The sequence below is a fragment of the Massilia hydrophila genome (assembly GCF_020208145.1).
GTDB lineage: Bacteria > Pseudomonadota > Gammaproteobacteria > Burkholderiales > Burkholderiaceae_D > Telluria > Telluria hydrophila.
In genome coordinates, this window is record NZ_JAHYBX010000001.1 from 322,216 (window position 1) to 347,493 (window position 25,278).

General features: G+C 64.7%; 18 protein-coding genes. 8 read left to right on the forward strand and 10 right to left on the reverse strand.

Translation table 11 applies throughout. The features are described 5' to 3' along the window. Window positions 1–24: 24 nt before the first annotated feature. From LE190_RS01415 to LE190_RS01430, 4 genes are all read right to left on the reverse strand, one after another. The gene (locus LE190_RS01415) at window positions 25–684 is read right to left on the reverse strand and encodes an energy transducer TonB (protein ID WP_225237041.1); all 660 of its coding nucleotides are present in this window, start codon (window positions 682–684) and stop codon (window positions 25–27) included. Between the two features lie 869 nt (window positions 685–1,553). Then, window positions 1,554–3,077, reverse strand: a complete 1,524-nt coding sequence (locus LE190_RS01420; protein WP_225237042.1) for a SpoVR family protein — start codon at window positions 3,075–3,077, stop codon at window positions 1,554–1,556. Window positions 3,078–3,095: 18 nt separating this feature from the next. Further along, on the reverse strand, window positions 3,096–4,367 hold the full coding sequence (locus tag LE190_RS01425; RefSeq protein WP_225237043.1) for a YeaH/YhbH family protein: 1,272 nt from the start codon (window positions 4,365–4,367) through the stop codon (window positions 3,096–3,098). A gap of 182 nt (window positions 4,368–4,549) precedes the next feature. After that, on the reverse strand, window positions 4,550–6,472 hold the full coding sequence (locus LE190_RS01430) for a PrkA family serine protein kinase (protein WP_225237044.1): 1,923 nt from the start codon (window positions 6,470–6,472) through the stop codon (window positions 4,550–4,552). Between the two features lie 703 nt (window positions 6,473–7,175). On the opposite strand from LE190_RS01430, the gene LE190_RS01435 reads away from it, so the two are divergent. The 4 genes from LE190_RS01435 to LE190_RS01450 all read left to right on the forward strand — a co-directional run bounded on the left by LE190_RS01435 (window position 7,176) and on the right by LE190_RS01450 (window position 12,535). Next, window positions 7,176–8,192, forward strand: a complete 1,017-nt coding sequence (locus tag LE190_RS01435; protein WP_225237045.1) for an adenosine deaminase — start codon at window positions 7,176–7,178, stop codon at window positions 8,190–8,192. A 9-nt stretch (window positions 8,193–8,201) separates the two neighbouring features. Next, entirely contained in the window at window positions 8,202–10,745 is a 2,544-nt protein-coding gene (locus LE190_RS01440) for an ABC transporter permease (RefSeq protein WP_225237046.1), read from the forward strand. A gap of 65 nt (window positions 10,746–10,810) precedes the next feature. Further along, entirely contained in the window at window positions 10,811–11,215 is a 405-nt protein-coding gene (locus LE190_RS01445) for a group II truncated hemoglobin (RefSeq protein ID WP_225237047.1), read from the forward strand. 3 nt (window positions 11,216–11,218) lie between these two features. Continuing rightward, window positions 11,219–12,535: a DNA recombination protein RmuC gene (locus tag LE190_RS01450; RefSeq protein ID WP_439847454.1), complete on the forward strand. Its 1,317-nt coding sequence runs from the start codon at window positions 11,219–11,221 to the stop codon at window positions 12,533–12,535. Between the two features lie 53 nt (window positions 12,536–12,588). Here the strand turns inward: LE190_RS01450 and LE190_RS01455 are convergent, their stop codons facing one another. The 5 genes from LE190_RS01455 to LE190_RS01475 all read right to left on the reverse strand — a co-directional run bounded on the left by LE190_RS01455 (window position 12,589) and on the right by LE190_RS01475 (window position 20,678). After that, complete coding sequence (locus LE190_RS01455; RefSeq protein ID WP_225237049.1) at window positions 12,589–13,122, reverse strand: REP-associated tyrosine transposase; 534 nt, start codon at window positions 13,120–13,122, stop codon at window positions 12,589–12,591. Window positions 13,123–13,206: 84 nt separating this feature from the next. Further along, window positions 13,207–15,078 (reverse strand): molybdopterin molybdotransferase MoeA, encoded by a 1,872-nt coding sequence (gene moeA / locus LE190_RS01460; RefSeq protein ID WP_225237050.1) that lies wholly within the window; start codon window positions 15,076–15,078, stop codon window positions 13,207–13,209. A gap of 6 nt (window positions 15,079–15,084) precedes the next feature. Next, on the reverse strand, window positions 15,085–16,194 hold the full coding sequence (gene moaA, locus LE190_RS01465) for a GTP 3',8-cyclase MoaA (protein ID WP_307734643.1): 1,110 nt from the start codon (window positions 16,192–16,194) through the stop codon (window positions 15,085–15,087). Further along, window positions 16,187–17,506, reverse strand: coding sequence for a chromate efflux transporter (gene chrA, locus LE190_RS01470; RefSeq protein ID WP_225237051.1), 1,320 nt, complete (start codon window positions 17,504–17,506; stop codon window positions 16,187–16,189). Before chrA ends, moaA begins: the two co-directional genes overlap by 8 nt. A 130-nt stretch (window positions 17,507–17,636) precedes the next feature. Next, complete coding sequence (locus LE190_RS01475; protein ID WP_225237052.1) at window positions 17,637–20,678, reverse strand: Rne/Rng family ribonuclease; 3,042 nt, start codon at window positions 20,676–20,678, stop codon at window positions 17,637–17,639. 677 nt (window positions 20,679–21,355) lie between these two features. Between LE190_RS01475 and LE190_RS01480 the strand changes: the two genes are divergently transcribed. From LE190_RS01480 to LE190_RS01495, 4 genes are all read left to right on the forward strand, one after another. After that, window positions 21,356–22,345, forward strand: coding sequence for an RluA family pseudouridine synthase (locus LE190_RS01480; protein ID WP_439847465.1), 990 nt, complete (start codon window positions 21,356–21,358; stop codon window positions 22,343–22,345). A 184-nt stretch (window positions 22,346–22,529) separates the two neighbouring features. Continuing rightward, window positions 22,530–23,189 carry an HAD-IIIA family hydrolase gene (locus LE190_RS01485; RefSeq protein WP_225237054.1) on the forward strand — a complete coding sequence of 220 codons (660 nt, stop codon included), beginning with the start codon at window positions 22,530–22,532 and terminating at the stop codon, window positions 23,187–23,189. A 2-nt stretch (window positions 23,190–23,191) separates the two neighbouring features. After that, complete coding sequence (locus LE190_RS01490; protein WP_225237055.1) at window positions 23,192–23,578, forward strand: Rieske (2Fe-2S) protein; 387 nt, start codon at window positions 23,192–23,194, stop codon at window positions 23,576–23,578. Between the two features lie 48 nt (window positions 23,579–23,626). After that, complete coding sequence (locus LE190_RS01495; protein WP_225237056.1) at window positions 23,627–24,628, forward strand: S49 family peptidase; 1,002 nt, start codon at window positions 23,627–23,629, stop codon at window positions 24,626–24,628. A 233-nt stretch (window positions 24,629–24,861) separates the two neighbouring features. On the opposite strand, the gene LE190_RS01500 is transcribed toward LE190_RS01495, so the two are convergent. Then, window positions 24,862–25,200, reverse strand: coding sequence for a hypothetical protein (locus LE190_RS01500; protein ID WP_225237057.1), 339 nt, complete (start codon window positions 25,198–25,200; stop codon window positions 24,862–24,864). Window positions 25,201–25,278: the final 78 nt, after the last annotated feature.

Here is a 25,278-nt window from a genome sequence, read left to right on the forward strand (position 1 = left end):
TTGAGACGATGGTCTGTCTCGGTTTTATTCCAGCGTCCAGACGTACTGCACCGCTGTCCACGACTGTTGCGGCTGGCCATCAACAGTTCCCGGCTTGAACCGGCATTTGCTCAGGGCCGATTGCGCAGCCCGGTCCAGATCGCGGAAGCCAGACGACTTCTGCAGTTTGGATTCGATTACTCGACCATCGACACCGATCAGGAACTGCAGGGTCGTGGTACCAGTTTCTTCGTTACGCTGCGACGAACGCGGATATTCCGGACGCGCGCAAGTGTTGAAGTCCACACCTGCCTCGGTACGGCTCGGACCACGCGGTGCTGCTGGCGGGGCCGGCGGTGCCGGAGGTGCCGGCGGCGCCAGCTGGGTGGTCGGCGGCGGCGTATTGGTGGCCGTCGTGATCGCATTCTGCGGCGGCGGCGGCTGCTGCACCTGGACTTCGACCGGCGGAATGAACGGCGGTGGCGGAGCCTTCATTTCCGGCGGCGGCGGCGGTGGCGGCGTTTCCGGCGGTGGAGGCGGTTTCACCTCTTCGATCAGTTTTGTTTCAACAGCCTCGGTTACCTTGGTGACGATACGGGTGCCCAGGCCATTGATAAATGCCCAAGCGACCACCACGTGCAACAGGATAACAATGGCGAGACCGGTGTAATTCTTCCCCGGGTTCTTCTCATGCGTAAAATTCATGCCATCTTTCTCCAATACCAACTCTTTTTGTTGCCACTAAACCCACTAAACACGACAAAAACCTAGGGCCGCATCCGGGACATCAAAGAATTATACCTACGAATTCTTTTTTGAGGAGACATTTTTACACCCCTGAAAGAGGGCATAACTGCCTCTAAAAACGCCCAAACAAGCTCATCTATACAGCTGCGGTCACGGGGTGCATGTGGTCCAGAAAGCAGGGGTGTTTTGTAATTTTGTGTAGTGATTCTCCTTCATGTGTGGATCGTCAGGCATGGATGCCGGTTTTGCCAAATTTTTCATGCCAAAAAAGCTCAACGGCAAATTTCATATATTGAATTACTGCTATTTTTGCAAACTATAGCCAGTTTGGCGATATGCACGCCTTCCCCAAAGCGGGCCAGGTCCAGCGGTCTTCCTTCCTGCCAGCCATAGCTCAAAGTCATGGGTGAACCCTGTTTTGGCATACTTTGATTGTGCGTCTGACAAGCTTCTCAAGCATATCTGCTTGCCGTACATGGCAAAACTACATGGAATTCATCGTTTTGAACAGTGTGTTCACGCACCGATGCGCAAAAAAATTACCTCAGCATGGTCGAAAGAAGGGGGAAGAGGTAGTAAAAGCTGCGGTCAGGCATGGAAAGGGAGGCTGGGGGAGATAGGTAGGGCAGGGAAGCGGGGCTGGCAAGCCGGGCTGCCGTGTGCAATGGGCGGCGCTGCGGGGCCGGCGCGCCCGCGCGGGCCAGGCAGGATGCTGGCGCACCGGATGACCGAGGCAAAGGAAGAGACAGGCGGGCAGCCTGCACGCCGCGATCCGCCATGTGGGCGGATCGCTTCCGGGCGCATTCGGCTTCGAGCCTGTAGCGCGCTCAGCGGCCGCGCTTTTCGCGCCGGCACTCGAGGAAACTGACCACGTGGCCGCTCGGGTCCACCGTTTCGAGGCGCACGTCGAAACCCCACAGCCGCGCCACGTGCTTCAGCACTTCCTGCGCCTGCTGGTTCAGCGGCCGACGGTTGAACTGGGTATGGCGCAGGGTCAGGGCGCGGTCGTCCCGCGTATTCACCTGCCACACCTGGATGTTCGGCTCGCGGCTGCCCAGGTTGTACTGCTCGGCCAGCTTCTGGCGCACGTAACGGTAGCCCTGCTCGTCGTGGATGGCCGAGATGGTCAGTTTGTCGCTGCGGTCATCGTCGAGTACGGCGAAGAAGTGAAATTCACGGATCAGTTTTGGCGAAAGGTATTGGGCAATGAAACTTTCGTCCTTGAAATTGCGCATCGCAAAGTCCAGGGTCTTGTTCCAGTCGCTGCCCGCCAGGTCCGGGAACCAGGCACGGTCTTCGTCGGTCGGCTCTTCGCAAATGCGGCGAATATCGGACATCATCGCGAAACCGAGCGCATACGGATTGATGCCGCTGTAATAGGGACTGGTGGCTGGCGGCTGGTAGACGACGTTCGTATGGCTCTGCAGGAACTCGAGCATGAAGCCGTCGCCGACGATGCCTTCCTTGTACAGGTCTTGCAGGATCGTGTAGTGCCAGAAGGTGGCCCAGCCTTCGTTCATCACCTGGGTCTGGCGCTGCGGATAGAAATACTGGGAGATCTTGCGCGTGATCCGCACCAGCTCGCGCTGCCAGGGTTCGAGCAGGGGGGCGTACTTTTCGATGAAATACAGCAGGTTCTCTTCCGGCTCGGGCGGGAAACGGTCTGGCGCCGCAGCGCTGACCTGTTCCTCGCGCAAGGGCAGGGTACGCCAGATCTCGTTCACCTGGGACTGCGCATATTCTTCGCGCTCCTTCTGGCGCGCGGTTTCCTGCGCCACCGAGAGCTTGGCCGGCCGCTTGTAGCGGTCGACGCCATAGTTCTGGAGGGCGTGGCAGGAATCGAGCAAGTCCTCGACCGCATCGATGCCATAGCGCTGTTCGCACTCGGCAATATAGTTCTTGGCAAAGACCATATAGTCGACGATGGCGTCGGCATCGGTCCAGGTGCGAAACAGGTAATTGCCTTTGAAGAAGGAGTTGTGCCCGTACGCAGCGTGGGCGATCACCAGGGCCTGCATCGTCAGGCTGTTTTCTTCCATCAGGTAGGCGATGCAAGGATTCGAATTGATGACGATCTCGTAGGCCAGGCCCATCTGGCCGCGCTTGTAGCTCTTCTCCGTCGTCAGGAAGTGCTTACCGAAGGACCAGTGGTTGTACGACACCGGCATGCCCACCGAGGTATAGGCGTCCATCATCTGCTCGGCGGTGATGATCTCGAGCTGGGTCGGATAGGTATCCAGGCCGTAGCGCCTGGCCACCCGCCTGATCTCTTCGTGCGCCTGTTCGATCAGCTCAAACGTCCATTCCGACTGCTCGGGCAGGGCGCGCGGGTTGTTCGGGTCTCGTGGCATGGCAGGCCTCCGTGTTGATTACTTTGGCTGTTTCTTGAACAGCTCGCGGAAGACCGGATAGATATCGGCCGGGGTGACGATCTTCTGCATGGCGAAGTTGCGGTGCTGCTCGGCCACTTCGCAATATTGTTCCCACAGGTTCTGGGGCGGGCCGTCGGTGATCTCGACATAGGTGTAGTACTGGACCCGCGGCATGATGGACTGGCCCAGGATCTGCTTGCACAGCACCGAATCGTTGTCCCAGTTGTCGCCGTCCGAGGCCTGGGCGACATAGGCATTCCAGTCGGCGCTGCCATAGCGTTCGGACAGCACTTTCTGCAGCAGGTGCAGGGCCGAGGACACCACGGTCCCGCCCGACTCGCGCGAGTGGAAGAACTCGTTTTCGTCGACCTCGGCCGCGGCCGTGTGGTGGCGGATGAAGACCACCTCGATTTTTTCGTACACCCGTTTCAGGAACAGGTAGAGCAGGATGAAGAAGCGCTTGGCGGTGTCCTTGCGCGTCTCGTCCATCGATCCGGACACGTCCATGATGCAGAACATCACCGCCGAGGTGCTCGGCTTGGGCACCTTGATCCGGTTCGAGTAGCGCAAATCGAAAGGATCGATGAAGGGAATCGCGTTGAGCCGGATGTGCAAGTGGTGGATCTTGTCTTTCAGCGCCAGCACCCCTTCGTCGTCGGCCGGCGCGCCTTCGTCGAGCAGGGCCTGGAGCGTCGCCTCGGCCTCCTTCAGCTGGCGCTTGGCCGGGCCGCCCACCGCGATGCGGCGTCCAAGCGCCCCGCGCAGCGAGCGCAGGACGTGGATGTTGGACGGCGTGCCGGACACGTTGTAGCCGGCACGCTGGCTCTTGAACTCGACCGTCTGCGACAGCTGCGTCTTGATCATGTTCGGCAGCTCGAGGTCTTCGAAGAAGTAATTCATGAACTCTTCGCGCGAAAGCTCGAAGATGAAGTCGTCCTCGGTGGTCTGGTCGCTGTTGCCGGCGCGCCCGCGCCCGCTGCCGCCGCCACCGCTGCGCGGACGGTTGAACTGGTCGCCTTTCTGGTATTCCGTGTTGCCGGGGTTGACGGTTTCCCAGACCCCGCCATGGGCATGGCCGAAATGGGGCTCGTTCACGTCCTTCACGGGGATCGTGACTTTCTCGCCGTTCTCGATGTCGGTGATCGAGCGGCCCTTGATCGCGCGGCCGACCGCATCCTTGATTTGCGCCTTGTAACGGCGCAGGAAACGTTCGCGGTTGACCGCTGACTTGTTCTTGCCCTGCAAGCGACGGTCGATGAGGTAAGTCAAAACTGGCCTCCTGCTCTCAGCACCGGCAAGCTTCCCGGTACCCTTATCTTAATACGCCGCGCAATCGCGCGTAGCGGCGCACGCGCGCCGGTGCGCGGGGCCGGCCGGCCAGGGGGGCGGACCGGCGCATCGGCGGCGGCGCGCCGCTTTCGCACGCGCCTGCGCCCTGTGTGGAGCGGTCCTCAGGAGGACTTCCGCACGCGCAGATACCATTCGCACAGCAGCCGTACCTGCTTTGGCGTATAGCCTTTCTCGACCATGCGGGCGACAAAGTCTGCGTGCTTGTTGGCATCCTCGGCACTCGCCTTCGCATTGAAGGAAATGACGGGCAGGAGTTCTTCGGTGTTCGAGAACATCTTCTTCTCGATCACGCTACGGAATTTCTCGTAGCTGGTCCAGGCCGGGTTCTTGCCGGCATTGGTGGCCCGCGCACGCAGGCTGAAGTTGACGATCTCGTTGCGGAAATCCTTCGGATTCGAAATGCCGGCCGGCTTCTCGATCTTTTCCAGCTCGGCATTCAGCGATTCGCGGTCGAAGCTCTCGCCGGTGTCCGGGTCGCGGAACTCCTGGTCCTGGATCCAGAAGTCGGCAAAGGTCACGTAACGGTCGAAGATGTTCTGGCCATACTCGGAATAGCTTTCCAGGTAGGCGGTCTGGATTTCCTTGCCGATGAAATCGACGTAGCGCTGCGCCAGGTGCTCCTTGATATAGGACATATAGCGCTGCTCGGTCTCGGGCGGGAACTGCTCGCGTTCGATCTGCTGCTCGAGCACGTACAGCAGGTGTACCGGATTGGCCGCCACTTCGGTATTGTCGAAGTTGAAGACCTTCGACAGGATCTTGAAAGCGAAGCGGGTCGACAGGCCATTCATGCCTTCGTCCACGCCGGCGTAATCGACATATTCGTGCATCGATTTCGCCTTGGGATCGGTGTCCTTCAGGTTCTCGCCGTCGTACACCAGCATCTTCGAATAAATGCTGGAGTTTTCCGGATCCTTCAGGCGCGACAGGATCGCGAACTGCGCCATCATGCGCAGCGTACCCGGGGCGCAGGGCGCCTTGTCGAGCGAGGAATTGTGCAGCAGCTTGTCGTAGATCTTGATTTCGTCCGACACGCGCAGGCAGTAGGGGACCTTCACGATGTAGATCCGGTCGAGGAAGGCCTCGTTGTTGCGGTTGTTGCGGAAGGTCTTCCATTCCGATTCGTTCGAGTGCGCCAGGATGATGCCCTCGAACGGAATCGCGCCGAAGCCCTCGGTGCCCTTGTAGTTGCCTTCCTGCGTGGCCGTGAGCAGCGGGTGCAGCACCTTGATCGGCGCCTTGAACATTTCGACGAATTCCATCAGGCCCTGGTTGGCCAGGCACAGGCCGCCCGAGTAGCTGTAGGCGTCCGGATCGTCCTGCGCATAGTCTTCGAGCTTGCGGATGTCGACCTTGCCGACCAGCGAGGAAATGTCCTGGTTGTTTTCGTCGCCCGGCTCGGTCTTGGCGATCGCGATCTGCTTCAGGATCGACGGGTAGCGCTTGACCACGCGGAACTTGTTGATGTCACCGCCGAACTCGTGCAGGCGCTTGACCGCCCACGGGCTCGGGATGGTGCGCAGGTAGCGGCGCGGGATCCCGTAGTCCTCTTCGAGGATGGTGCCGTCTTCCTCCTCGCTGAACAGGCCCAGGGGCGATTCGTTCACGGGCGAACCCTTGATCGCGTAGAAGGGCACCTGTTCCATCAGCTGCTTCAGCTTTTCGGCGATCGAGGACTTGCCACCGCCGACCGGACCGAGCAGGTAGAGGATCTGCTTGCGCTCTTCCAGGCCCTGGGCCGCGTGGCGGAAATAGGAGACGACCTGCTCGATCACCTCTTCCATGCCGTAGAACTCGCGGAAAGCCGGGTAGATCTTGATGACCTTGTTGGCGAAGATGCGCGACAGACGCGGGTCAAGACGGGTGTCGACCAGGGTCGGCTCGCCAATGGCGGCCAGCATGCGCTCCGGCGCGCTGGCGTAGGTGAGGGGATCCTTCTTGCACAGCTGGAGGAACTCCGTCATGGAGTATTCCTCTTCCCGGGTACGCTCATAGCGGGCTGCGTAGTTGTCAAAGATGCTCATTTCGAATGTCCTTTATGTGCAACTGCGTATTGCGAACAACGGTCACTGTCATGGCAGCCGGCTGTGCAAGGACTGCCTCCTTCCCCGGTCTTTGTCTGGCGTACTCCTCGTGGTCGCCACGCGTGCGGAGCCGGGATGTCCGGCGCCGGAAATGCTGGCGGTCTTCTTGTTGTCACCCTGGGTCGTGCCCGGGTCTCCCGTAGCTGGAGAACGTCATTTTTGCGTTTGTGAAATTTATTATGTGCCTATTGGGTAATGAAGTAAAGCGCTGCCGTGCGCGTGTTGGGTGATTATTCAAGTGATTGAAAACATTGAAGAAAGTACGATTCGACGTCCTTCCGGAACGGATCCGTCGAGGTCGTGCCGGGTACCCCATCAAGCGTCCATTAAGCGTGCATTAAGCGCCCATTAAGTTACCGTCAAGCCCCCGCCAAGTAGACGTCAGGCACCGCCTTTCCCGCAGCGACTGAACGGCCTTTCATGCATCACGTGGAGGTTCGACTCCGCATGCTCCAGGCTGTTTAAATATCAACTATGGTGAACCGATATTGCACTATATGCCCAAGCGGTGGCGCACGCGTATCGTCAAGACGCGGCATCCGGATGGCGCTTTCCCGACCCCTTTTTTGCCTATGGCGCGAGGGGTAGCACGCATCGGTTACACTCTCGTCCACGTCCATCGAATCCGGCGCCGGAGACCATCATGCTGAATGACGAACTGCGCAGCATCGTGCAGAACATGCCCAAGGCAGAATTACACATCCATATCGAAGGTTCTCTGGAGCCAGAACTGATTTTTGCGCTAGCGCAAAGAAACGGTATTTCCTTGCCTTATGCCTCGGTCGAGGACTTGCGTGCGGCTTACGCATTCACCGACCTGCAATCCTTCCTCGACATCTATTACGCTGGCGCCAGCGTGCTGTTGACCGAGCAGGATTTCTACGACATGACCGCCGCCTATCTCGCACGGGCGCATGCCGACCATGTCCGTCACGCCGAGATCTTCTTCGATCCGCAGACCCATACCGCGCGCGGCGTGCCTTTCGAAACCGTCATCAACGGCATCTGGCGCGCCTGCCAGGAGGGCCCGATCAGTGCCAGCCTGATTATGTGCTTCCTGCGCCACCTGTCCGAAGAAGAAGCGCTGGCCACGCTCGACGAGGCCCTGCCTTACCGCGACAAGCTCCTTGGAGTCGGCCTGGATTCGTCCGAGGTCGGCCACCCGCCCGAGAAATTCGCGCGCGTGTTCGAGCGCGCGCGCCAGCTCGGCCTGCGCCTGGTCGCGCATGCGGGCGAAGAGGGCCCCCCAAGCTATATCGAGAGCGCGCTCGACGTGCTCAAGGTCGAACGCATCGACCATGGTGTGCGCACCCTCGACAGCCCGGAACTGACCGAGCGCCTGGCACGCGAAGGCATGGCGCTGACCGTCTGCCCGCTTTCCAACATCAAGCTGCGCGTGTTCGACGTGATGGGCAGCCACAACCTGCGCCAGCTGCTCGACGCCGGCCTGGCCGCTACCGTCAACTCGGACGACCCGGCCTATTTCGGCGGCTACCTGAACGACAACTTCATCGCGGCCTTCGAGGCACTGCCGCTCGACGCTGGCCACGCGCGCCAGCTGGCCCGCAACAGCTTTAGCGCCTCGTTCCTCGACCCGGAGCGCAAGCGCGCCTTCCTCGCCGAGGTCGACGCCTTCTTCGCCGACGCCACCGCACACTAAGGGAAGCCCATGTTCCTCCAGTCCCTCCGCATGACCGCGCGCGACTGGCGCGCCGGCGAACTGCGCTTCCTGCTCGTCGCACTGATCGTGGCCGTGTCGGCGCTGTCCTCGGTCGGTTTCTTCATCGACCGCATGCGCGCCGGCCTGAATCGCGACGCGCACCAGCTGCTGGGTGCCGACCTCCTGGTGAATGCCGACGACCCGGTGCAGCAGGGCTGGAAAGACGAGGCGAAGCGGCGCGGCCTCCTGGTCGCCGAAACGGCGGCCTTCCAGAGCATGGCCCAGGCGGGCGAGGGCGACGCCTCGATGGCCCAGCTATCCGCGGTCAAGGCGGTATCAAGCCGCTATCCGCTGCGCGGCCAGCTCAGCATCACCACGAACCCCGACGAGGCCAGTCGCGCGATCGGACAGAAAACCTCCGGCATTCCGGCGCCTGGCACCGTCTGGGTCGATGCCAACCTGCTGCCGGCGCTGCGCACCGGGGTGGGCGGCACGATCCAGCTGGGCGATAAAAGCTTCCGCATCGCGCAGCTGATCGCCACCGAGCCGGACAAGGGCGCGGGCTTTTCCAACTTCGCACCGCGCGTGATGCTGTCGCTGCAGGACCTGCCCGCGACGGGCCTGGTGGATGCCTTTTCGCGCGTCACCTACCGGCTGCAGGTGGCCTCGCCCTCCAAGAACGACATGTCCGCCGTGGCCGCGTATGAGAAATGGCTGCGCGCCGACATCGCCGCGCGCAACGTGCGCGGCGTGCGCATCGAGACCCTCGAGAGCGGCCGCCCCGAGATGCGTGCCACGCTCGACCGCGCCGACAGCTTCCTGTCGCTGGTCGGCCTGCTGTCGGCCATGCTGGCGGCGGTCGCGGTGGCGATGGCGGCGCGCCGCTTCATGCAGCGCCACCTCGACGCCTGCGCCATGCTGCGCTGCCTCGGCATGACCCAGAACCAGGTCGGCACCCTGTACCTGACCGAATTCGCCATCGTCGGCCTGGCGGGCAGCCTGCTGGGCGTGGCGGTCGGCTTCGGCGCGCACTACCTCCTGGTGCAGATGATCGGCGAGCTGCTGCCGCCCGACCTGCCGCCGGTGTCGCCGCTGCCGGCGCTGCAGGGCATTGCGACCGGCATGCTGCTGCTGGTCGGCTTCGCGCTGCCGCCGGTGCTTCAGCTGCGTAATGTGCCGCATAACCGCGTGATCCGGCGCGAAGCGGCCGCCCCGCAGCCGCTGGCGCTGGCCACCTACGGCCTCGGGATCGGCGTGTTCCTGGCGCTGCTGCTGTGGCAGGCCGGCGACACCAGACTGGCCTTGATGACGGCCGGCGGCTTCCTGGGTGGCCTGGCCCTGTTCGCCTTCGTCGCCTGGCTCGGCCTGCGCCTGCTGCGGCGCCTGCGCGGTGCATCGAACAACCAGAGCTGGCGCTTCGCCATCACTTCGCTGCAGCGCCGCCCCGGTGCCACGGTGGTGCAGGTGGTGTCGCTGTCGCTCGGCCTGATGGCGCTGCTGCTGCTCACCGTGGTGCGCGGCGACCTGATGGGGGCCTGGCGCAGCGCCACGCCGCCGGACGCGCCGAACCGCTTCATCATCAACATCCAGCCGGAGCAGGCGCCCGGCGTCGAACGGCAGCTGGCCGGGGCCGGGGTGAAGAACGTGTTCCTCTACCCGATGATCCGTGGCCGCCTTACCCACATCAACGGTACCCAGCTCACCCGCAACACCTTCCAGGACGGCGACGCGCGCCGCATGGCCGAACGCGAATTCAACCTCTCCACCGTGGCCGACCTGCCCGACACCAACGAGATCGTCGCGGGCAGCTGGTACAAGGATGCGCCGGGCGTGGCCGAGGCGTCGGTGGAGCAGGGCCTGGCCAAGACCCTGGGCTTGAAGCTGGGCGACGTGATGCGCTTCGACATGGCCGGCATGCCGGTGCAGGCCAAGGTGACCAGCCTGCGCAAGCTCGAATGGGGCTCGATGCGGGCCAACTTCTTCGTCATCATCAACCCGCAGGCGATGGCGAATGCGCCGAAGAGCTATATGACTGCCTTCCACCTCCCCGGAGGTGAGGGGACTGCGGCAGGGAACCTCACCAACGCGCTGACGCGCGCTTATCCGAACCTGACCGTGATCGACGTCTCCGGCATCATCCGCCAGTTGCAGGAAGTGCTGGACCAGGTGGTGGTGGCGGTCGAGTTCCTGTTCATGTTCACGCTCGCTTCCGGCGTGCTGGTGCTGTATGCGGCGCTGATGGGGTCGCAGTCGGAGCGCACCCGCGAAGCCGGCCTGCTGCGCGCGCTCGGCGCCACCCGCGGACAGCTGGCGACCGCGCAGCGCATCGAGTTCGTGCTGGTTGGCGGCCTGTCCGGCCTGCTGGCCGCGAGCGGGGCGGCGGCCATGGGCTGGGTGCTGGCCGAATACGTGTTCAAGTTCCCGTGGAAGTTCGCGCCACAGGTATGGCTGGCCGGTATCGCGGTAGGCGCCGCCTGTGCGCTGGTTGGCGGCTGGCTGGGACTGCGCAGCGTACTGCGCCAGCCACCGCTGCAGACGCTGCGCGAAGCCTGAAGCGGATAGCAACAAGTGGGCAAGGGACAGCCCCAGGGCTGTCCCGGCTGCGCTATCATGGCGGCATGTCCGAACCGAACACCCCCGAAGCACGCACCCTCTACGACATCATGGGCGGCGCCGAGCGCCTGCGCGAACTGGTCGACCGCTTCTACGACCTGATGCAGCTGGAGCCCGAATTCGCCGGCATCCACGCCATGCATCCCGTCCCCAACGACAGCTCGCGCGAGAAGCTGTTCATGTTCCTGTCCGGCTGGACGGGCGGCCCCGACCTCTTCGTCGAACGCCACGGCCACCCGCGCCTGCGCGCGCGGCACCTAGGGTTCGCCATCGGCACGGCTGAACGCGACCAGTGGCTGCGCGCCATGGCCTGGGCGATGGAAGACCTGGGCTATGACGATGACCTGCGCATGCGCCTGATGCAGTCCTTCTACAATACCGCCGACTGGATGGGGAACAAGGCCGACTGACGCATGGGCATGACCGAACTCCTGATCCTTCTTGCCGCGGCCGTGATGATCGGCCTGCAGGTGCTGCTGCTGGCGCGTGCCCGCAAGGCCGGCTCCGATGCGGGCGACGGCCGCCATATCGAACGCCTGGAGCGCGAGCTGCGCGGCGAGATGCAGTCCACCGCCCAGGCCACGCGCCAGGAAGTGGCGGGGCACATGGGCCAGTACCACGCCGCCACCGTGCAGCAGCTGGACGGCATGCGCCAGCAGATGCAGCTGCATTCCGCCAGCGGTCGCGAAGAGCAAGCGCGGGCGCTGAAGCGCTTCGCCGACACCCTGCAGCTGACCCTGTCGAACCTGACCGAATCGAACGCCCAGCGCATGCTGGAAGTACGCGGCACGCTGGAAAGCAAGATCCGCGACCTGCAGAACGACAACGCCAAGCGCCTCGAAGAGATGCGCCAGACGGTCGACGAAAAGCTGCATGCGACCCTGGAGACGCGCCTGACGGAAAGCTTCAAACAGGTCAGCGAGCGCCTGGAAAAGGTGCACCAGGGCCTGGGCGAGATGCAGCAGCTGGCGATCGGCGTGGGCGACCTGAAGCGCGTACTCACCAACGTCAAGACCCGCGGCACCTGGGGCGAGGTCCAGCTAGAGATGCTGCTCGAGCAGGTGCTGACGGTAGACCAGTACGCGAAGAACGTCGAGACCATCCACGGCAGCGGCGCCCGGGTCGAATTCGCGATCAAGCTGCCCGGCGTGGTCGATGGCGGCCCGCCACTGTGGCTGCCGATCGACGCCAAGTTCCCGAAGGAGCAGTACGAACGCCTGCTGGAGGCGGCCGAGCTGGCCGATGCCGATGGCGTGGCCCGTGCCGGTGCCGAGCTCGAACGCGCGGTGCGGGGCGAGGCGAAGACGATCTGCGAGAAATACGTGTCGCCGCCGCAGACCACCGACTTCGCGATCCTGTTCCTGCCGACCGAAGGCCTGTACGCGGAAGTGATGCGCCGCCCCGGCCTGGCCGACGATTTGCAGCGCGCCTTGCGGGTGACGATCGCCGGACCGTCCACCCTGAGCGCGCTGCTCAACAGCCTGCAGATGGGCTTCCGCACGCTGGCGCTGGAAAAGCGCTCGTCCGAGGTGTGGCAGGTGCTGGGCGCGGTGAAGACCGAGTTCACCAAGTTCGGCGACGTGCTGGCCACCACCAAGGCGACGCTGGAAAAGGCCGCCAAGAACATCGAAAGCGCCGAGGTTCGCAGCCGCCAGATGGCGCGCAAGCTGAAATCAGTGGAAGCGCTGCCGAGCGAGGCGGCTCAGCTCATGCTGGGTCCCGACGAGTAGGGTGGGCGGGTTCTCCGCCCACGCGTTCAACGCTCGGGTGCGCAGTGTTGGCGTTATTCGAACTCCATCCCATCACACGCCGGGTTTCCACCCCAATGTACGGCATACATTCCATTACGTACGAAGCGATTGAATGTCGAATATGGCCAGGCAAATGCAGCCTGAACAAAGCCGTGCTTCACGGGGTTGTAATGGATGTAGTCAACGTGCCGTTCCCAATCGCGCTCGTCCCGAATCTGGTGCTCCCAGAAACGGCGCTGCCAGATTGCGGCGGTACGATGACGCTGACAGGATGCTGAAACCGTTGCAGGATACAAGCGCCGGCACGTGTACGACACATGGTGCTTGATCTGCGACCAGCGTAGTGAATAGTTGGTATCGCCGTCCGGTAGCGTCCAGATGCAATGGAGATGATCCGGCATCAAGACCATGGCATCGATATCGAATGGCAGCCGGTCGCGAACCTTGCCGATCGCCAAACGCAGGGCGATTCGCATGGGTTCATCACACAGGATCGGGCGGCGCCGGTGCGTTACGACGGTGAAGAAGTAGGTAGAGCCTGCAAGGGCGCGGCGGTAGTGGGACATCGGCGCATCGTACTGCAGGCCCCGATGTAAAGTGTGCGGTTAGTCAAACGTGCGTTGAACGCGTGGGCGGGAAATCCGCCCACCCTACATCAAACCTTCGAAGACCAGCACATCGACCATGTCGCCGGGCGCGACATTGCCCTGCCCGTCATGCAGCACCACCATGCAGTTCGCTTCCGACATCGAGCGCAGGATGCCCGAGCCCTGCGAACCGGTGATGCGTACTTCGGGCTGGCCGTCCGCGCCGGACGCCAGGATCCCGCGCTGGTATTCGGTGCGGCCTGGCTTCTTGCGGATCGCGCCAAGCGAACGCGCACGCAGCAAAGGCAGGGGAGCCTGCGCGCCCATCATTTGCAGCAGGGCCTCGCGCGCAAAGAAGTAGAAGGACACCATCACCGCCACCGGATTGCCCGGCAGCCCGAACAGGAAGGCGCTGCGGCCGTTCGAATGGATGCGGCCGAAGGCCAGCGGCCGGCCGGGACGCATGCCGATCTTCCAGAAGGTCACGTCGCCCAGCCTGGCCATGATCTGCTTGGTGTAGTCGGCCGCGCCGACCGACACCCCGCCCGAGGTGATGATGGCGTCGGCGTTCTCGCAGGCGCTGCGCAGCGCCTCTTCCAGCACCGAGGGGTCGTCGCGCACGACGCCCATGTCGATGACATCAACGCCGAGGCGCTGCAGCATGCCGTAGATGGTGTAGCGGTTGCTGTCGTAGACGCAGCCTTCGTCGAGCGGCTCGCCGACCGAGCGCAGTTCGTCGCCGGTCGAGAAGAAGGCCACGCGCAGGCGCCGCTGCACCGCGACTTCGGCGATGCCGAGCGAGGCCAGCATGCCGAGGTCGGGCGGGCGCACCACGCGGCCGGCCGTCAAGGCCGGGCTGCCGGCCTTCAGGTCTTCGCCCTTGAAGCGGCGGTTGTCGCCCGCGCGGATCACCCCGGCGGGAAGCAGGATGGTGTCGCCTTCCTGGGTGACGAATTCCTGCGGCACCACGCTGTCGCAGCCTTGCGGCATGACGCCGCCCGTCATGATGCGCACGCACTCGCCCGCGGCCGGGACCGCGTCCGAGGCATTGCCGGCATACGTCGTGCCGATCACGCGCAGGGCGACCGGACTGTCGGGGCGCAGGTCCGAGCCGCGCAGGGCGAAGCCGTCCATGGCCGAATTGTCGTGCGCCGGCACGTCGATCGGCGAGATCACATCCAGCGCCAGCACGCGGCCGAGCGCGGCGCGCAGCGCCACCTTTTCGACGGCGCGCACCGGCTGCACGAACTCGCGGATGATGCGCTGGGCATCGCGCACCGGCAGGGCGTCGGGATCGTAGCCGGACAGGCAGCTCGTCACCTTCGCCAGGCTCAAGGGCAGCGTGTCGTCGTAGCCCTGCAGCTCCTCGATCGTGTTGATGTTGCGAAAAGCGCCCGCATCCTCGAACGGCACCTCGACCGCTTTCAGATCCTTGTACCAGCCATCCATGCGGCGACCGCCCTCCGCCAGGTATTGCGACAGTACCGGCAGCCTGCTCGCTTTCACCAGGCAGAACACCGGATGCGGCTGCGGGCGCATGCCCGGCTCCTGGGTGACGGCAAAGGCCAGGTCGGCATCGTGTTCCTCGACGGCGGCGGCGAGCCGCCCGGCCAGGTCGGGCGGCAGGAAGGGCGAATCGCAGGGCACGGCCAGCAGCCAGGGCGTGGCGCAGTGGATCAAGCCGGCCTCCAGGCCCGCCAACGGCCCCGCGAAGCCCGGCGTCTCGTCCGGCCATACCGGCGCGGCCAGCTCCAGCCAGCGTTCGATGTTGCGGTTGGCATTGACCATGACCGAGCCGACCTGCGGCAGCAGCCGCTCGATCGCATGCTGGGCCATCGGCTTGCCGCGCAAGGGCTGCAGGCCCTTGTCCACATTGCCCATGCGCGAGCCACGCCCGCCCGCCAGGATCAATCCCGTGATGAGTTGCTTGTCCATGTTGTCTTACCCGCCGATGTACGACATTTCAACCTTCCTGCCGCCGCGCGCCAGGCCCGTGGTGTCCACGCTGCGTGTCTCGGAATAGCGGTCGGCGCGCCCGCGCCACAGCTGGGCGATGGCGCCGGAGAGCGCGGCATCCGGCTGTCCGCTGCGCAGCAGGGCGCGCAGGTCGTGGCCGCGGCTGGCGAACAGGCAGGTGTAGAGTTTGCCCTCGGTGGACAGGCGCAGGCGCGTGCAGTCGTGGCAGAAGGCCTGCGTGACGCTGGAGATGAACCCGACTTCGCCGCTCCCGTCGAGGTAGCGCCAGCGCGCGGCGGTCTCGCCGCTGTAGTTGGCGGCCACCGGCGCCAGTGGCAATTCAAGGCCGATGCGGCGCACCAGCTCGGCCGAGGGAATCACCTCATCCATGTTCCAGCCGTTCGATGCGCCCACGTCCATGTATTCGATGAAGCGCAGGATGAAAGGCGAACCCTTGAAGTGGCGCGCCATCGGCAGGACCTGGTCTTCGTTCGAGCCGCGCTTGACCACCATGTTGACCTTGATCGGCCCCAGTCCGGCGGCCTGCGCCGCGTCCAGCCCGTGCAGCACGTCGGCCACTGCGAAGTCGACATCGTTCATGCGCCGGAACACGCTGTCGTCGAGGGCGTCGAGCGAGACCGTCACCCGGTCCAGGCCGGCGTCCTTCAGGGCTCGGGCCTTGCGCGCCAGCAGCGAACCGTTGGTGGTGAGGGTCAGGTCGAGCGGGCGTCCGCTCGGCGTGGCCAGGGCACGCAGCATGCCGACCAGGCGCTCGAGATCCTTGCGCAGCAGCGGTTCGCCGCCGGTCAGGCGGATCTTCTCGACGCCGTGGGCGACGAACAGGCGCGCCACCCGCGAGATCTCCTCGAACGAGAGCAGCTCGCGGTGGGGCAGGTAGGCGTAGTCCTTGTCGAAGACTTCCTTCGGCATGCAGTAGACGCAGCGGAAGTTGCAGCGGTCGGTCACCGAGATGCGCAGGTCATGCAGCGGCCGGCCGAGGGCATCCAGCAGCAGCCCGGCAGGCGCCTCGGGCGCGTCCGGGACCGGCATCGCGGGCGAGCGCAAATCGTTCAGCGGGATGGTTTTTTCAGGCATGCCAGTACGATAGCACGATGCCCGCCAGCGCACAGGCGGCGATCAGCGTGATCGGACCCACCCGGTAGCGCAGCAGGGCCAGGCTGGCGATAGTGGCGATGGCGACGGCTTGCCAGCGGACCTGGCCGCCGGCGAGGAACACGTGCTGGCCGAAGAACACCGCCAGGCTGGCCACCACCCCGACCACGGCGGCGGAGATCGCGCTCAGGGGCGCCGTCAGCCGCACATTGCCGCGTCCCGACTCGACCAGCGGTCCGCCGGCCAGGATGAACACGAAGGAGGGCAGGAAGGTGAACAGGCTGGCGACGCATGCGCCGGCAATGCCGCCCAGGACCGATGCTTCCGGGCCGAAGGGCGCATGCGTCCAGCCGCCGACGAAGCCGACATAGGCCACGATCATGATCAAGGGGCCGGGCGTGGTCTCGCCCAGCGCCAGCCCGTCGATCATCTGGGCAGCAGTAAGCCAGCCGTATTGCTCGACCGCGCCCTGCACCACGTAGGGCAGTACGGCATAGGCGCCCCCGAAGCTCATCAGGGCCGCCTTGGTGAAGAACCATCCCATGCGCGCCAGCGTCCCGTTCACGCCATATACGGCGGCCAGCAGCAGCCAGGCGCCCAGCGCCAGGCCGATGCCGGTGAAACAGACCCTGAGCAGGCCGCCCAGCGAAAAGCGGGCATGGGCCGGGGTCGGCGTATCGTCGTCGATCACGGCCGGGCCGGCGCGCGCGCGTCCGGCCGGATGTCCGCCGCCGGGCTGGAAACGCTGCGGCCAGATGCGACCGCCGGCCAGGCCGGCGAGGGCGGCGCCCAGCACGATCAGCGGGAAGGGGATGTCGAGCACGGCGATCGCCAGGAACGCCAGTATGGCGATGGCGACCAGGACGCCGTTGCGTAGCGTGCGCGTGCCGATGCGCCAGGCGGCGGCGATGACGATCGCGACCACGGCCGGCTTGATGCCGGCCATGATGCCGGCGATGAGGGGAAGATGCCCCCAGGCCAGGTAGACCCAGGACAGGCCGGTCAAGAGCACCAGCGAGGGCAGGATGAACAGCAGTCCGGCCAGGATGCCGCCCCAAGTGCGGTGCAGGAGCCAGCCGATGTAGACGGCCAGCTGGGTCGCCTCGGGGCCGGGCAACAGCATGCAATAGTTCAGTGCGTGCAGGAAGCGCTGCTCGGAAATCCAGCGCCGCCGCTCGACCAGTTCGGCATGCATCAGCGCGATCTGGCCGGCAGGACCGCCGAAGCTGATGAAGCCGAGCTTGAACCAGTAGAGCAGGGCGGTGCGGAACGGGACGGTGGCGGGCGCTTGCATCCTGGTATCGTAACCCGCGAACATGACAAGCCGGATCGCGGGCCAAAAAAAGGGAAGCCGAAGCTTCCCTTTTTCGCTACCACAGCAAACAAGCGCGCCTGGATGAGCGCCCGCTTGCGCTGATTGCACCTTACTGGCGCGTATCCACCTGGACCAGCGGCTCGCTTACCGGCGGCGGCGCCGGCTTGCGGGCGCGGCCGACGCGCGCAGGCGTGCTGGCCTGCGCCGCCGCTTCCTGGGCGGCACGCAGCTTTTCCGGATCGGTCGATGCGAGCTGCAGGCCAGCCTTGGACAGCACCTCATTCAGGTCCGCGGGAGCGGCCGCGGGTGCAGGAGCGCTGGCCACCGGGGCCGGCGCAGCCTGGACAGGCACCGCAGCGGCTGGCGCTGCCGGAGCGGGGGTAGCGACGGGCGCAGCCTCGGCGACCGGCGCCGCGGGGACGGGTGCCGCCGGTGCCGCCGGCGCAGCGACCGGTGCCGCCTCGGCGGCCGGCTTCCTGGCGGCAGCCATCGAGGCCGCGGTCGGGAATGGCCACGGACCCGGATCGGCCGCTACTGCCGGCGCCACTGCCGCCGCAGGAGCGGTCACCGCGGTCGCGGCAGGAGCAGCAGCTTCCACGGTGCGCGGCGCCGCAGCGGCGGCTTGCGCCCTGGCCTTGGCCGCCACCGAGGCTGCGGTCGGGAACGGCCATGGGCCCGGTTCCGACTGGGTTGCCTGCTTCTTCGGCGCGCGGGCCTGGGCTGCGACCTTGGCCGCTTCCTCGTCGGCGACCGGCGTGAACGCCGGGGCGCCGTCGACGCCTTCGCCCGCTTCCATGCCTTCGACCTGGTCACGGTCGCGGCGGCTGCGGTTGCGGCCACCGCGGCGGCGGCGGCGGCGCGGCTCGTCGCCGCCTTCCGCATCCGCTTCCTCGCCGTTCGGGCCATGCGCCGCCACTTTCACCGCGTGTTCCAGCACATCGCCGTGCGGGGTGGTGGTGGCCAGTGCGTTTTCTTCCTGCGGGGCCGGGACGGCCTGCAGCTTCAGTTCTTCCGCCTTGGCCTCGACCGGCTGGGCGGTGCGTTCGCCGCGCTCGCGCGGCTGGCGCGGTGCGCGTTCCTTGCGCTCGCCAGGTTCGCGTTCGGCACGCTCGCCACGTTCGGCGCGCGGTGCGGCTTGGGCGGTGTCGAGCTGCTCGCGTGGCTGGCGCGGCTCACGTGGCGGACGCGGTGCGCGCGCCGGCTTGCCTTCGGCTTCCAGCGTTTTGACGGTGTCTTCCGCCTTGGCGCCCGGTTCACGCTCGTCGCGCTCGCGGCCGCCCTTCGGACCACGGGCATTGCGGGTGCGCTGGCCGTTACGGCCGCCACGCTCGCCACGCTCGGCCGCTGCCGGCGCCGCGGATTTCTCGGCCACCACCGGAGCCGGTGCCGGGGCCGGTGCGACCGGCGCGCCCATGAAGAAGTTCTTGATGCGGGCGAAGAAGCCCAGTTCGCTCGGCGCCGGCGCGGCTGGCGCCACCGGTGCCGGGGCGGGCGCCGCGCTCTTCTGCGGCTTGGCCGCTTCGCTGCGGTCCACCATCGGGGCCGGCTGGGCCGGGGTGATGGTCTTGACCACGGCTTCCTGGCGCGGCTTGGCTTCTTCTTTCTGGCGCTTGGCGAAGCCCATGTCGGTCTCGGCCGATTCCGCCATGGTGTAGCTGGCGGCGGCGTCTTCCAGGCGCGGGTCGTCGTGCTTGATGCGCTCGAGCTTGTAGTGCGGCGTGTCCAGATGCTTGTTCGGGATCAGGATCACGGTGATGCGGTGGCGGTTCTCGATCTTGAGCACTTCGCCGCGCTTTTCATTCAGCAGGAAGGCGGCGACGTCGACCGGTACCTGCACGTGGATCGCGGCCGAGTTCTCCTTCATGGCCTCTTCCTGGATGATGCGCAGGACTTGCAGGGCCGAGGATTCGGTATCGCGGATGTGGCCGGTGCCGGAGCAGCGCGGGCAGGTCACGTGCGAGCCTTCCGACAGCGACGGACGCAGGCGCTGGCGCGACAGTTCCATCAGGCCGAAGCGCGAGATCTTGCCCATCTGGACGCGGGCGCGGTCATGGTGCAGGGCGTCCTTCAGGCGCTGTTCCACTTCGCGCTGGTTCTTGGCCACTTCCATGTCGATGAAGTCGATCACGATCAGGCCGCCCAGGTCGCGCAGGCGCAACTGGCGGGCCACTTCGTCGGCTGCTTCGCAGTTGGTGTTGAAGGCGGTGGTCTCGATGTCCGAGCCGCGCGTGGCGCGTGCCGAGTTGACGTCGATGGAGACCAGGGCTTCGGTGTGGTCGATGACGATCGCGCCGCCCGATGGCAGCGGCACGGTGCGCGCGTAGGCGGTTTCGATCTGGTGTTCGATCTGGAAACGCGAGAACAGGGGCACGTCGTCGCTGTAGCGCTTCACACGGTGCGCCATGTCGGGCATCACGTGCGACATGAACTGCTGCGCCTGTTCATAGATGTCGTCGGTGTCGATCAGGACTTCGCCGATGTCCGGCTGGAAGTAGTCGCGGATCGCGCGGATCACCAGCGAGGATTCCTGGTAGATCAGGAACGGGCCGGCGGCCGACTTGCCGGCGCCTTCGATCGCGCGCCACAGCTGCATCAGGTAGTTCAGGTCCCACTGCAGTTCTTCGACGGTGCGGCCGATGCCGGCGGTGCGGGCGATCACCGACATGCCCTGCGGCAGGTCGAGCTTGTCCATGGTCTCGCGCAGTTCCTGGCGCTCTTCGCCTTCGACACGGCGCGACACGCCGCCGCCGCGCGGGTTGTTCGGCATCAGGACCAGGTAGCGGCCGGCCAGCGAGATGAACGAGGTCAGGGCTGCACCCTTGTTGCCGCGCTCTTCCTTCTCGACCTGGACCATGATCTCCTGGCCTTCCTTGAGGGCCTCCTTGATGGTGCAGTTACGCACGTCGACGCCATCGCGGAAATAGGAACGGGCAACTTCTTTGAAGGGGAGGAAACCGTGGCGGTCTTCGCCGTAGGAGACGAAGCAGGCTTCGAGGGAGGGTTCGATGCGGGTGATGACACCCTTGTAGATATTCGACTTGCGTTGCTCGCGACCGGCGGTCTCGATATCGATGTCGATCAGTTTTTGGCCGTCGACAATCGCTACGCGCAGCTCTTCTTGCTGCGTAGCGTTAAACAACATACGTTTCATTTTTATAAACTCCGCGGCCCGGGGGCCGTGTCATGCCGCGTTGGTAAGGCGCAGCGAAAGTACAGGGAATGTACGCGGAGAAGACATGCTGGAGGGGGGAATACCCGGGACGGGGCAGGGCGACGCAATGCATCGCTGCCGCACGGGGCGCAGTGGAGCCGAACGTCATTGTCTACGCACGCCGCAACCAGCGACTGGTCCCGACTGCCACCACGTTGGGGTGGGCACGGCGGGACCGGCGGGGCGGTGTGCAACAACGTGCCAGACCGTAACCAGCGAACAACCAAGACTTCGATACCGAGGCGATCAACCAGCCTTCTGTAACACTCAAGCCTTCAGGTGAGGCTTACTTCGGGTCGGGCCACAACGACAAGCGTTATCGACACCATCAACCGGCAAGCCACCAGTGGGGCGGCTTGCCGGTACTTATCCATACAAATCCAGACAATCCAATCCTGCACTCAGCCGCGCAACCCGATTACAACTGCAGGTGCAACCCTGATTCGCGCCTGAATGTGCGTACACGTTTTTTTCCACCGAATTTGCTCAGGGCAGGGCCGGTGGAACGCGCCCCTGTGTAAAATATCGTTTTAATTCTTACACCAGCAGAGGTTTGACCGCCGCCTGTCGATTATATATTCAAAATGAAGGACTTAGAGAGAATTTCTGGGAAGACAATGCGAACAGTAGACCAGAACAAGGATGTTTCCCCTTCATCACAGGCAACAATCCAGGCGCAATTCGTCACAATTACCGAAGAAGAAGCCGGGCAGCGCATCGATAACTACCTGTTGCGCGTCTGCAAAGGCGTCCCGAAAAGCCATATCTACCGCATCCTCCGTTCGGGAGAGGTCAGGGTCAACAAGGGGCGTATCGACCAGCTGTACCGCCTCGTGGAAGGCGACCTGGTACGCATCCCGCCGATCCGCATCGCCGAGAAGGCCAGCCAGGGGACCACGCCCGGCGCCGAGTTTCCCGTCGTGTTCGAGGACACGCACCTGCTCGTCATCGACAAGCCGGCCGGGGTGGCCGTGCATGGCGGTTCGGGCGTGTCGTACGGCGTGATCGAGCAATTGCGCGCGGCGCGGCCGCAGGCCAAGTTCCTGGAACTCGTGCACCGGCTCGACCGCGAGACGTCCGGCCTGCTGCTCATCGCCAAGAAGCGTTCGGCACTAACCAACCTGCACGACCAGATGCGCGACGGGGTGACCGACAAGCGCTACCTGGTCGCGGTGCACGGCGACTGGGTGAACAAGCGCCAGCATGTAAAGCTCCCTTTACATAAATTCACGACGCCCGATGGCGAGCGGCGCGTGGTGGTGCAGGCCGGAGGGCAGGAAGCGCACACGGTGTTCAACCTGAAGCGCAAGTGGAAGGACTTCGCTCTGCTGGAAGCCGAACTCAAGACGGGGCGCACGCATCAGATCCGGGTACACCTGGCGTCGAGCGGCTTTCCCATCCTCGGTGACGAGAAGTACGGCGATTTTGCATTGAACAAGCAGCTTCAGAAGGCAAACGACGAGCGCGGGGCGCTCAAGCGCATGTTCCTGCATGCCTACCAGATCACGTTTACCCACCCCGATACCGGCCAGCCGCTCACCCTGCGGGCGCCGCTGCCTGCTGAGTGCGACCGATTCTTGGTAAGCTTGGGGCAAGCAATAGCATGAGACCGGCTCGTGATTTTGTAGGGTGGGCAGATTTTCTGCCCACGCGGTCAGCCGGCCGCAAGATCATTGAGCGCGGGTATTCATGCGTTAACTATCACTCATGCACGTGAACGCGTGGGCGGGAAACCCGCCCACCCTACGGACAACAATTATCAACAGGAACTGGCAGTAGTAGCCATAGAACATGCCAAGAAAGCAATTTGACCTGATCGTCTTCGACTGGGACGGCACCCTGATGGACAGCACCGCGGCCATCGTCCGCTGCATCCAGTCCGCCGCGCGCGACCTCGGCCTGCCGGTGCCGAGCGACGCCTCGGCTTCGCACGTGATCGGCCTCGGCCTGCTGGAAGCGATGCAGGCCGTGCTGCCCGACATCGACCCGGTGCTGTACCCGCGCATGATCGAGCGCTACCGCTATCACTTCCTGACGAAAGACCACGAACTGGTGCTGTTCAAGGGCGTTCGCGAGATGTTGGCCGAACTTGCACAGCTGGGCTACTTCCTGGCGGTGGCCACCGGCAAGAGCCGGGTCGGCCTGAACCGGGCCATGAACGCGGCCGGCCTGCTGTCGGTGTTCGATGCGACCCGTTGCGCCGACGAAACCTTTTCCAAGCCGCACCCTGCGATGCTGCAGGAACTGACGCGCGAACTGGGGCAGGACCTGCGCCGCACCGTCATGATCGGCGACACCACCCACGACCTGATGATGGCGAACAACGCCGGCGCGGCCGGCATCGCGGTCGAGTTTGGCGCCCATCCGGTACAACAGCTGCAGGCCTGCAAGCCGGTCTTCTCGGCCCGTACGATCCCCGAACTGCATGCCTGGCTGCTGGAGCATGCCTGAGCATGGCCGTCCTTGACGAGGGGACCGGCACGCTGTTCGTCTGCGAAGCGGCGGCACTGGTGGATGGCGGCAAGGGCGTGCGCTTCCCGGTGCTTGCTTTTGGACACCCAGCCACGGGCTTTGTGGTACGTTACGACGGTAAACCATTTGCCTACCTGAACCGTTGTGCACATGTGCCGATCGAACTCGACTGGTCGCAAGGCGAATTCTTCGAGTCGAGCGGGCTTTACCTGATGTGCGCGACCCACGGTGCGGTCTATCAGCCGGACACGGGCAAGTGCGCCGGCGGACCCTGCCGCGGCGGCCGGCTGCGGCCGATCGCCGTCAGCGAGCGCGATGGCGGCATCTGGTGGCAGCCGAACGACGCGGTGCGCGCACCCGCAGCCTAGCGGGCGTGGAATGGAACAATCAGCGAAAATCAGCGAAACAGTGAGCGAATGAGCGAGCAAACGAGTCACGACCAACCGGACGGCAAGCTGCTTGCCGCCAATCCCACCGTCGGCAACTGGGAGCGCGAAACGCTCGAGAAGCTGGTGTTCGCCACCGTGCAGGAGCGCCGCGCGGCGCGGCGCTGGGGCATCTTCTTCAAGCTGAGCTTTCTGCTGGTGGCCATCCTGGCCCTGCTGACCTATATGGATTCGACCTTCGGCCTGAGCGGGGACGAGAACCTGGGCCGCCACACCGCACTCATCGAAATCAATGGCGAGATCGAATCGGAAGGCAGCGGCGCCGCCGATACCGTGATTCCTTCGCTCAACAAAGCCTTTTCCGACGCCGGCTCGGCGGCCGTGGTGCTGCGCATCGACAGCCCGGGCGGCAGTCCGGTGCAGGCCGGCATCATCGTGGACGAGATCCGGCGCCTCAAGCGCGGCTATCCCGACAAGCCGCTGTACGTCGTGGTGGACGAGATGTGCGCCTCGGGCGGCTATTACATTGCCTCGGCGGCCGACCGCATCTATGTCAACAAGGCCTCGATCGTCGGCTCGGTGGGCGTGCTGATGGACAGCTTCGGCTTCACCGGCACGATGGAGAAGCTCGGCGTGGAGCGGCGCCTCTTGACCGCCGGCGAGAACAAGGGCTTCCTCGACCCCTTCAGCCCGCAGTCCGAACGCCACAAGGGGCACGCCCAGGCCATGCTGAACGAAATCCACCAGCAGTTCATCTCCGTGGTGCGCGCCGGCCGCGGCAAGCGCCTGAAGGAAACCCCGGAAACTTTCTCCGGCCTGTACTGGACCGGCGCCAAGGCCGTCGAAATGGGCCTGGCCGACGGCTTCGGCACTGTGGACAGCGTGGCGCGCGACATCGTCAAGGCCGAGGACATCGTCGACTACACGGCCCATGAAGGCTTGCCAGAACGTGTCCTGAAGAGATTCGGCGCCGCGGTCGGCAATGGCGCCGTCAGCGCGGCATTCAAGGGCGCCGTGCCGCAGGTGCGATGACATTTTGCTTGCATCCGGCGGAACATGTTCTATATTACGTGTAGCGACTTGGAGACGGGCCGGCCACGACACCATCCATCGTGATCACCCGGATCAGGAGCCGCTCCCCAACTGCACCAGCGGTGCAGCTTCGAGAGAATTCCATTCCTCACAGTAGCGAAAACTTCCCAGGAAGTGGAAACGACGGCTTCGGCCGTCGTTTTCGTTTTCCCGTCGCCATCGTGTCTCCGGTATCAGGTGCAAGTGCCGATCTGCTGCGCATCGCCTTCGCCGGCGGGGCGGTAGGCAACTGGCGGCTGCGGACAGGGCGACTGCGGCGCTTCGTCATACTGGCTGAAACCGCCCCGGTCGAGCCAGGCCTGGAAATTGCGCTGCGCGGCCGCATGCCAGTCGCTGCGCAGGGCCAGCGGGCTGCCGCGCTGCAGGCGCAGCAGGGGGCTGCCGTGCTGCCAGCGCTCGAGTGCCAGCCGGGTCGGAAACAGGGCGGCATGCAGGCGGGCGCGGCGGCGCCGCTCCTCGGCGTCGCCTGTAGGCGGGGATGATCGATCGCTCGATTGGGGGTCGGTATGCACGATATGGTCCTCGTCGATGCGCGGAAGCTCTACGGTAAGAACTCCCTAGTGCGTTAGGCGGATTCCTAACGCGTTGAA

Bases quoted from the DNA above. Each gene is read 5' to 3' on its own strand.
- LE190_RS01445 (WP_225237047.1), top strand. From the start codon at position 10,811: ATGTCCGAACCGAACACCCCCGAAGCACGCACCCTCTACGACATCATG.
- LE190_RS01455 (WP_225237049.1), bottom strand. From the start codon at position 13,122: ATGTCCCACTACCGCCGCGCCCTTGCAGGCTCTACCTACTTCTTCACC.
- moaA (WP_307734643.1), bottom strand. From the start codon at position 16,194: ATGCCTGAAAAAACCATCCCGCTGAACGATTTGCGCTCGCCCGCGATG.
- chrA (WP_225237051.1), bottom strand. From the start codon at position 17,506: ATGCAAGCGCCCGCCACCGTCCCGTTCCGCACCGCCCTGCTCTACTGG.
- LE190_RS01495 (WP_225237056.1), top strand. From the start codon at position 23,627: ATGAGCGAGCAAACGAGTCACGACCAACCGGACGGCAAGCTGCTTGCC.
- LE190_RS01435 (WP_225237045.1), top strand. From the start codon at position 7,176: ATGCTGAATGACGAACTGCGCAGCATCGTGCAGAACATGCCCAAGGCA.
- LE190_RS01475 (WP_225237052.1), bottom strand. From the start codon at position 20,678: ATGAAACGTATGTTGTTTAACGCTACGCAGCAAGAAGAGCTGCGCGTA.
- LE190_RS01420 (WP_225237042.1), bottom strand. From the start codon at position 3,077: ATGCCACGAGACCCGAACAACCCGCGCGCCCTGCCCGAGCAGTCGGAA.
- LE190_RS01485 (WP_225237054.1), top strand. From the start codon at position 22,530: ATGCCAAGAAAGCAATTTGACCTGATCGTCTTCGACTGGGACGGCACC.
- LE190_RS01480 (WP_439847465.1), top strand. From the start codon at position 21,356: ATGCGAACAGTAGACCAGAACAAGGATGTTTCCCCTTCATCACAGGCA.
- LE190_RS01450 (WP_439847454.1), top strand. From the start codon at position 11,219: ATGGGCATGACCGAACTCCTGATCCTTCTTGCCGCGGCCGTGATGATC.
- LE190_RS01415 (WP_225237041.1), bottom strand. From the start codon at position 684: ATGAATTTTACGCATGAGAAGAACCCGGGGAAGAATTACACCGGTCTC.
- moeA (WP_225237050.1), bottom strand. From the start codon at position 15,078: ATGGACAAGCAACTCATCACGGGATTGATCCTGGCGGGCGGGCGTGGC.
- LE190_RS01440 (WP_225237046.1), top strand. From the start codon at position 8,202: ATGTTCCTCCAGTCCCTCCGCATGACCGCGCGCGACTGGCGCGCCGGC.
- LE190_RS01430 (WP_225237044.1), bottom strand. From the start codon at position 6,472: ATGAGCATCTTTGACAACTACGCAGCCCGCTATGAGCGTACCCGGGAA.
- LE190_RS01490 (WP_225237055.1), top strand. From the start codon at position 23,192: ATGGCCGTCCTTGACGAGGGGACCGGCACGCTGTTCGTCTGCGAAGCG.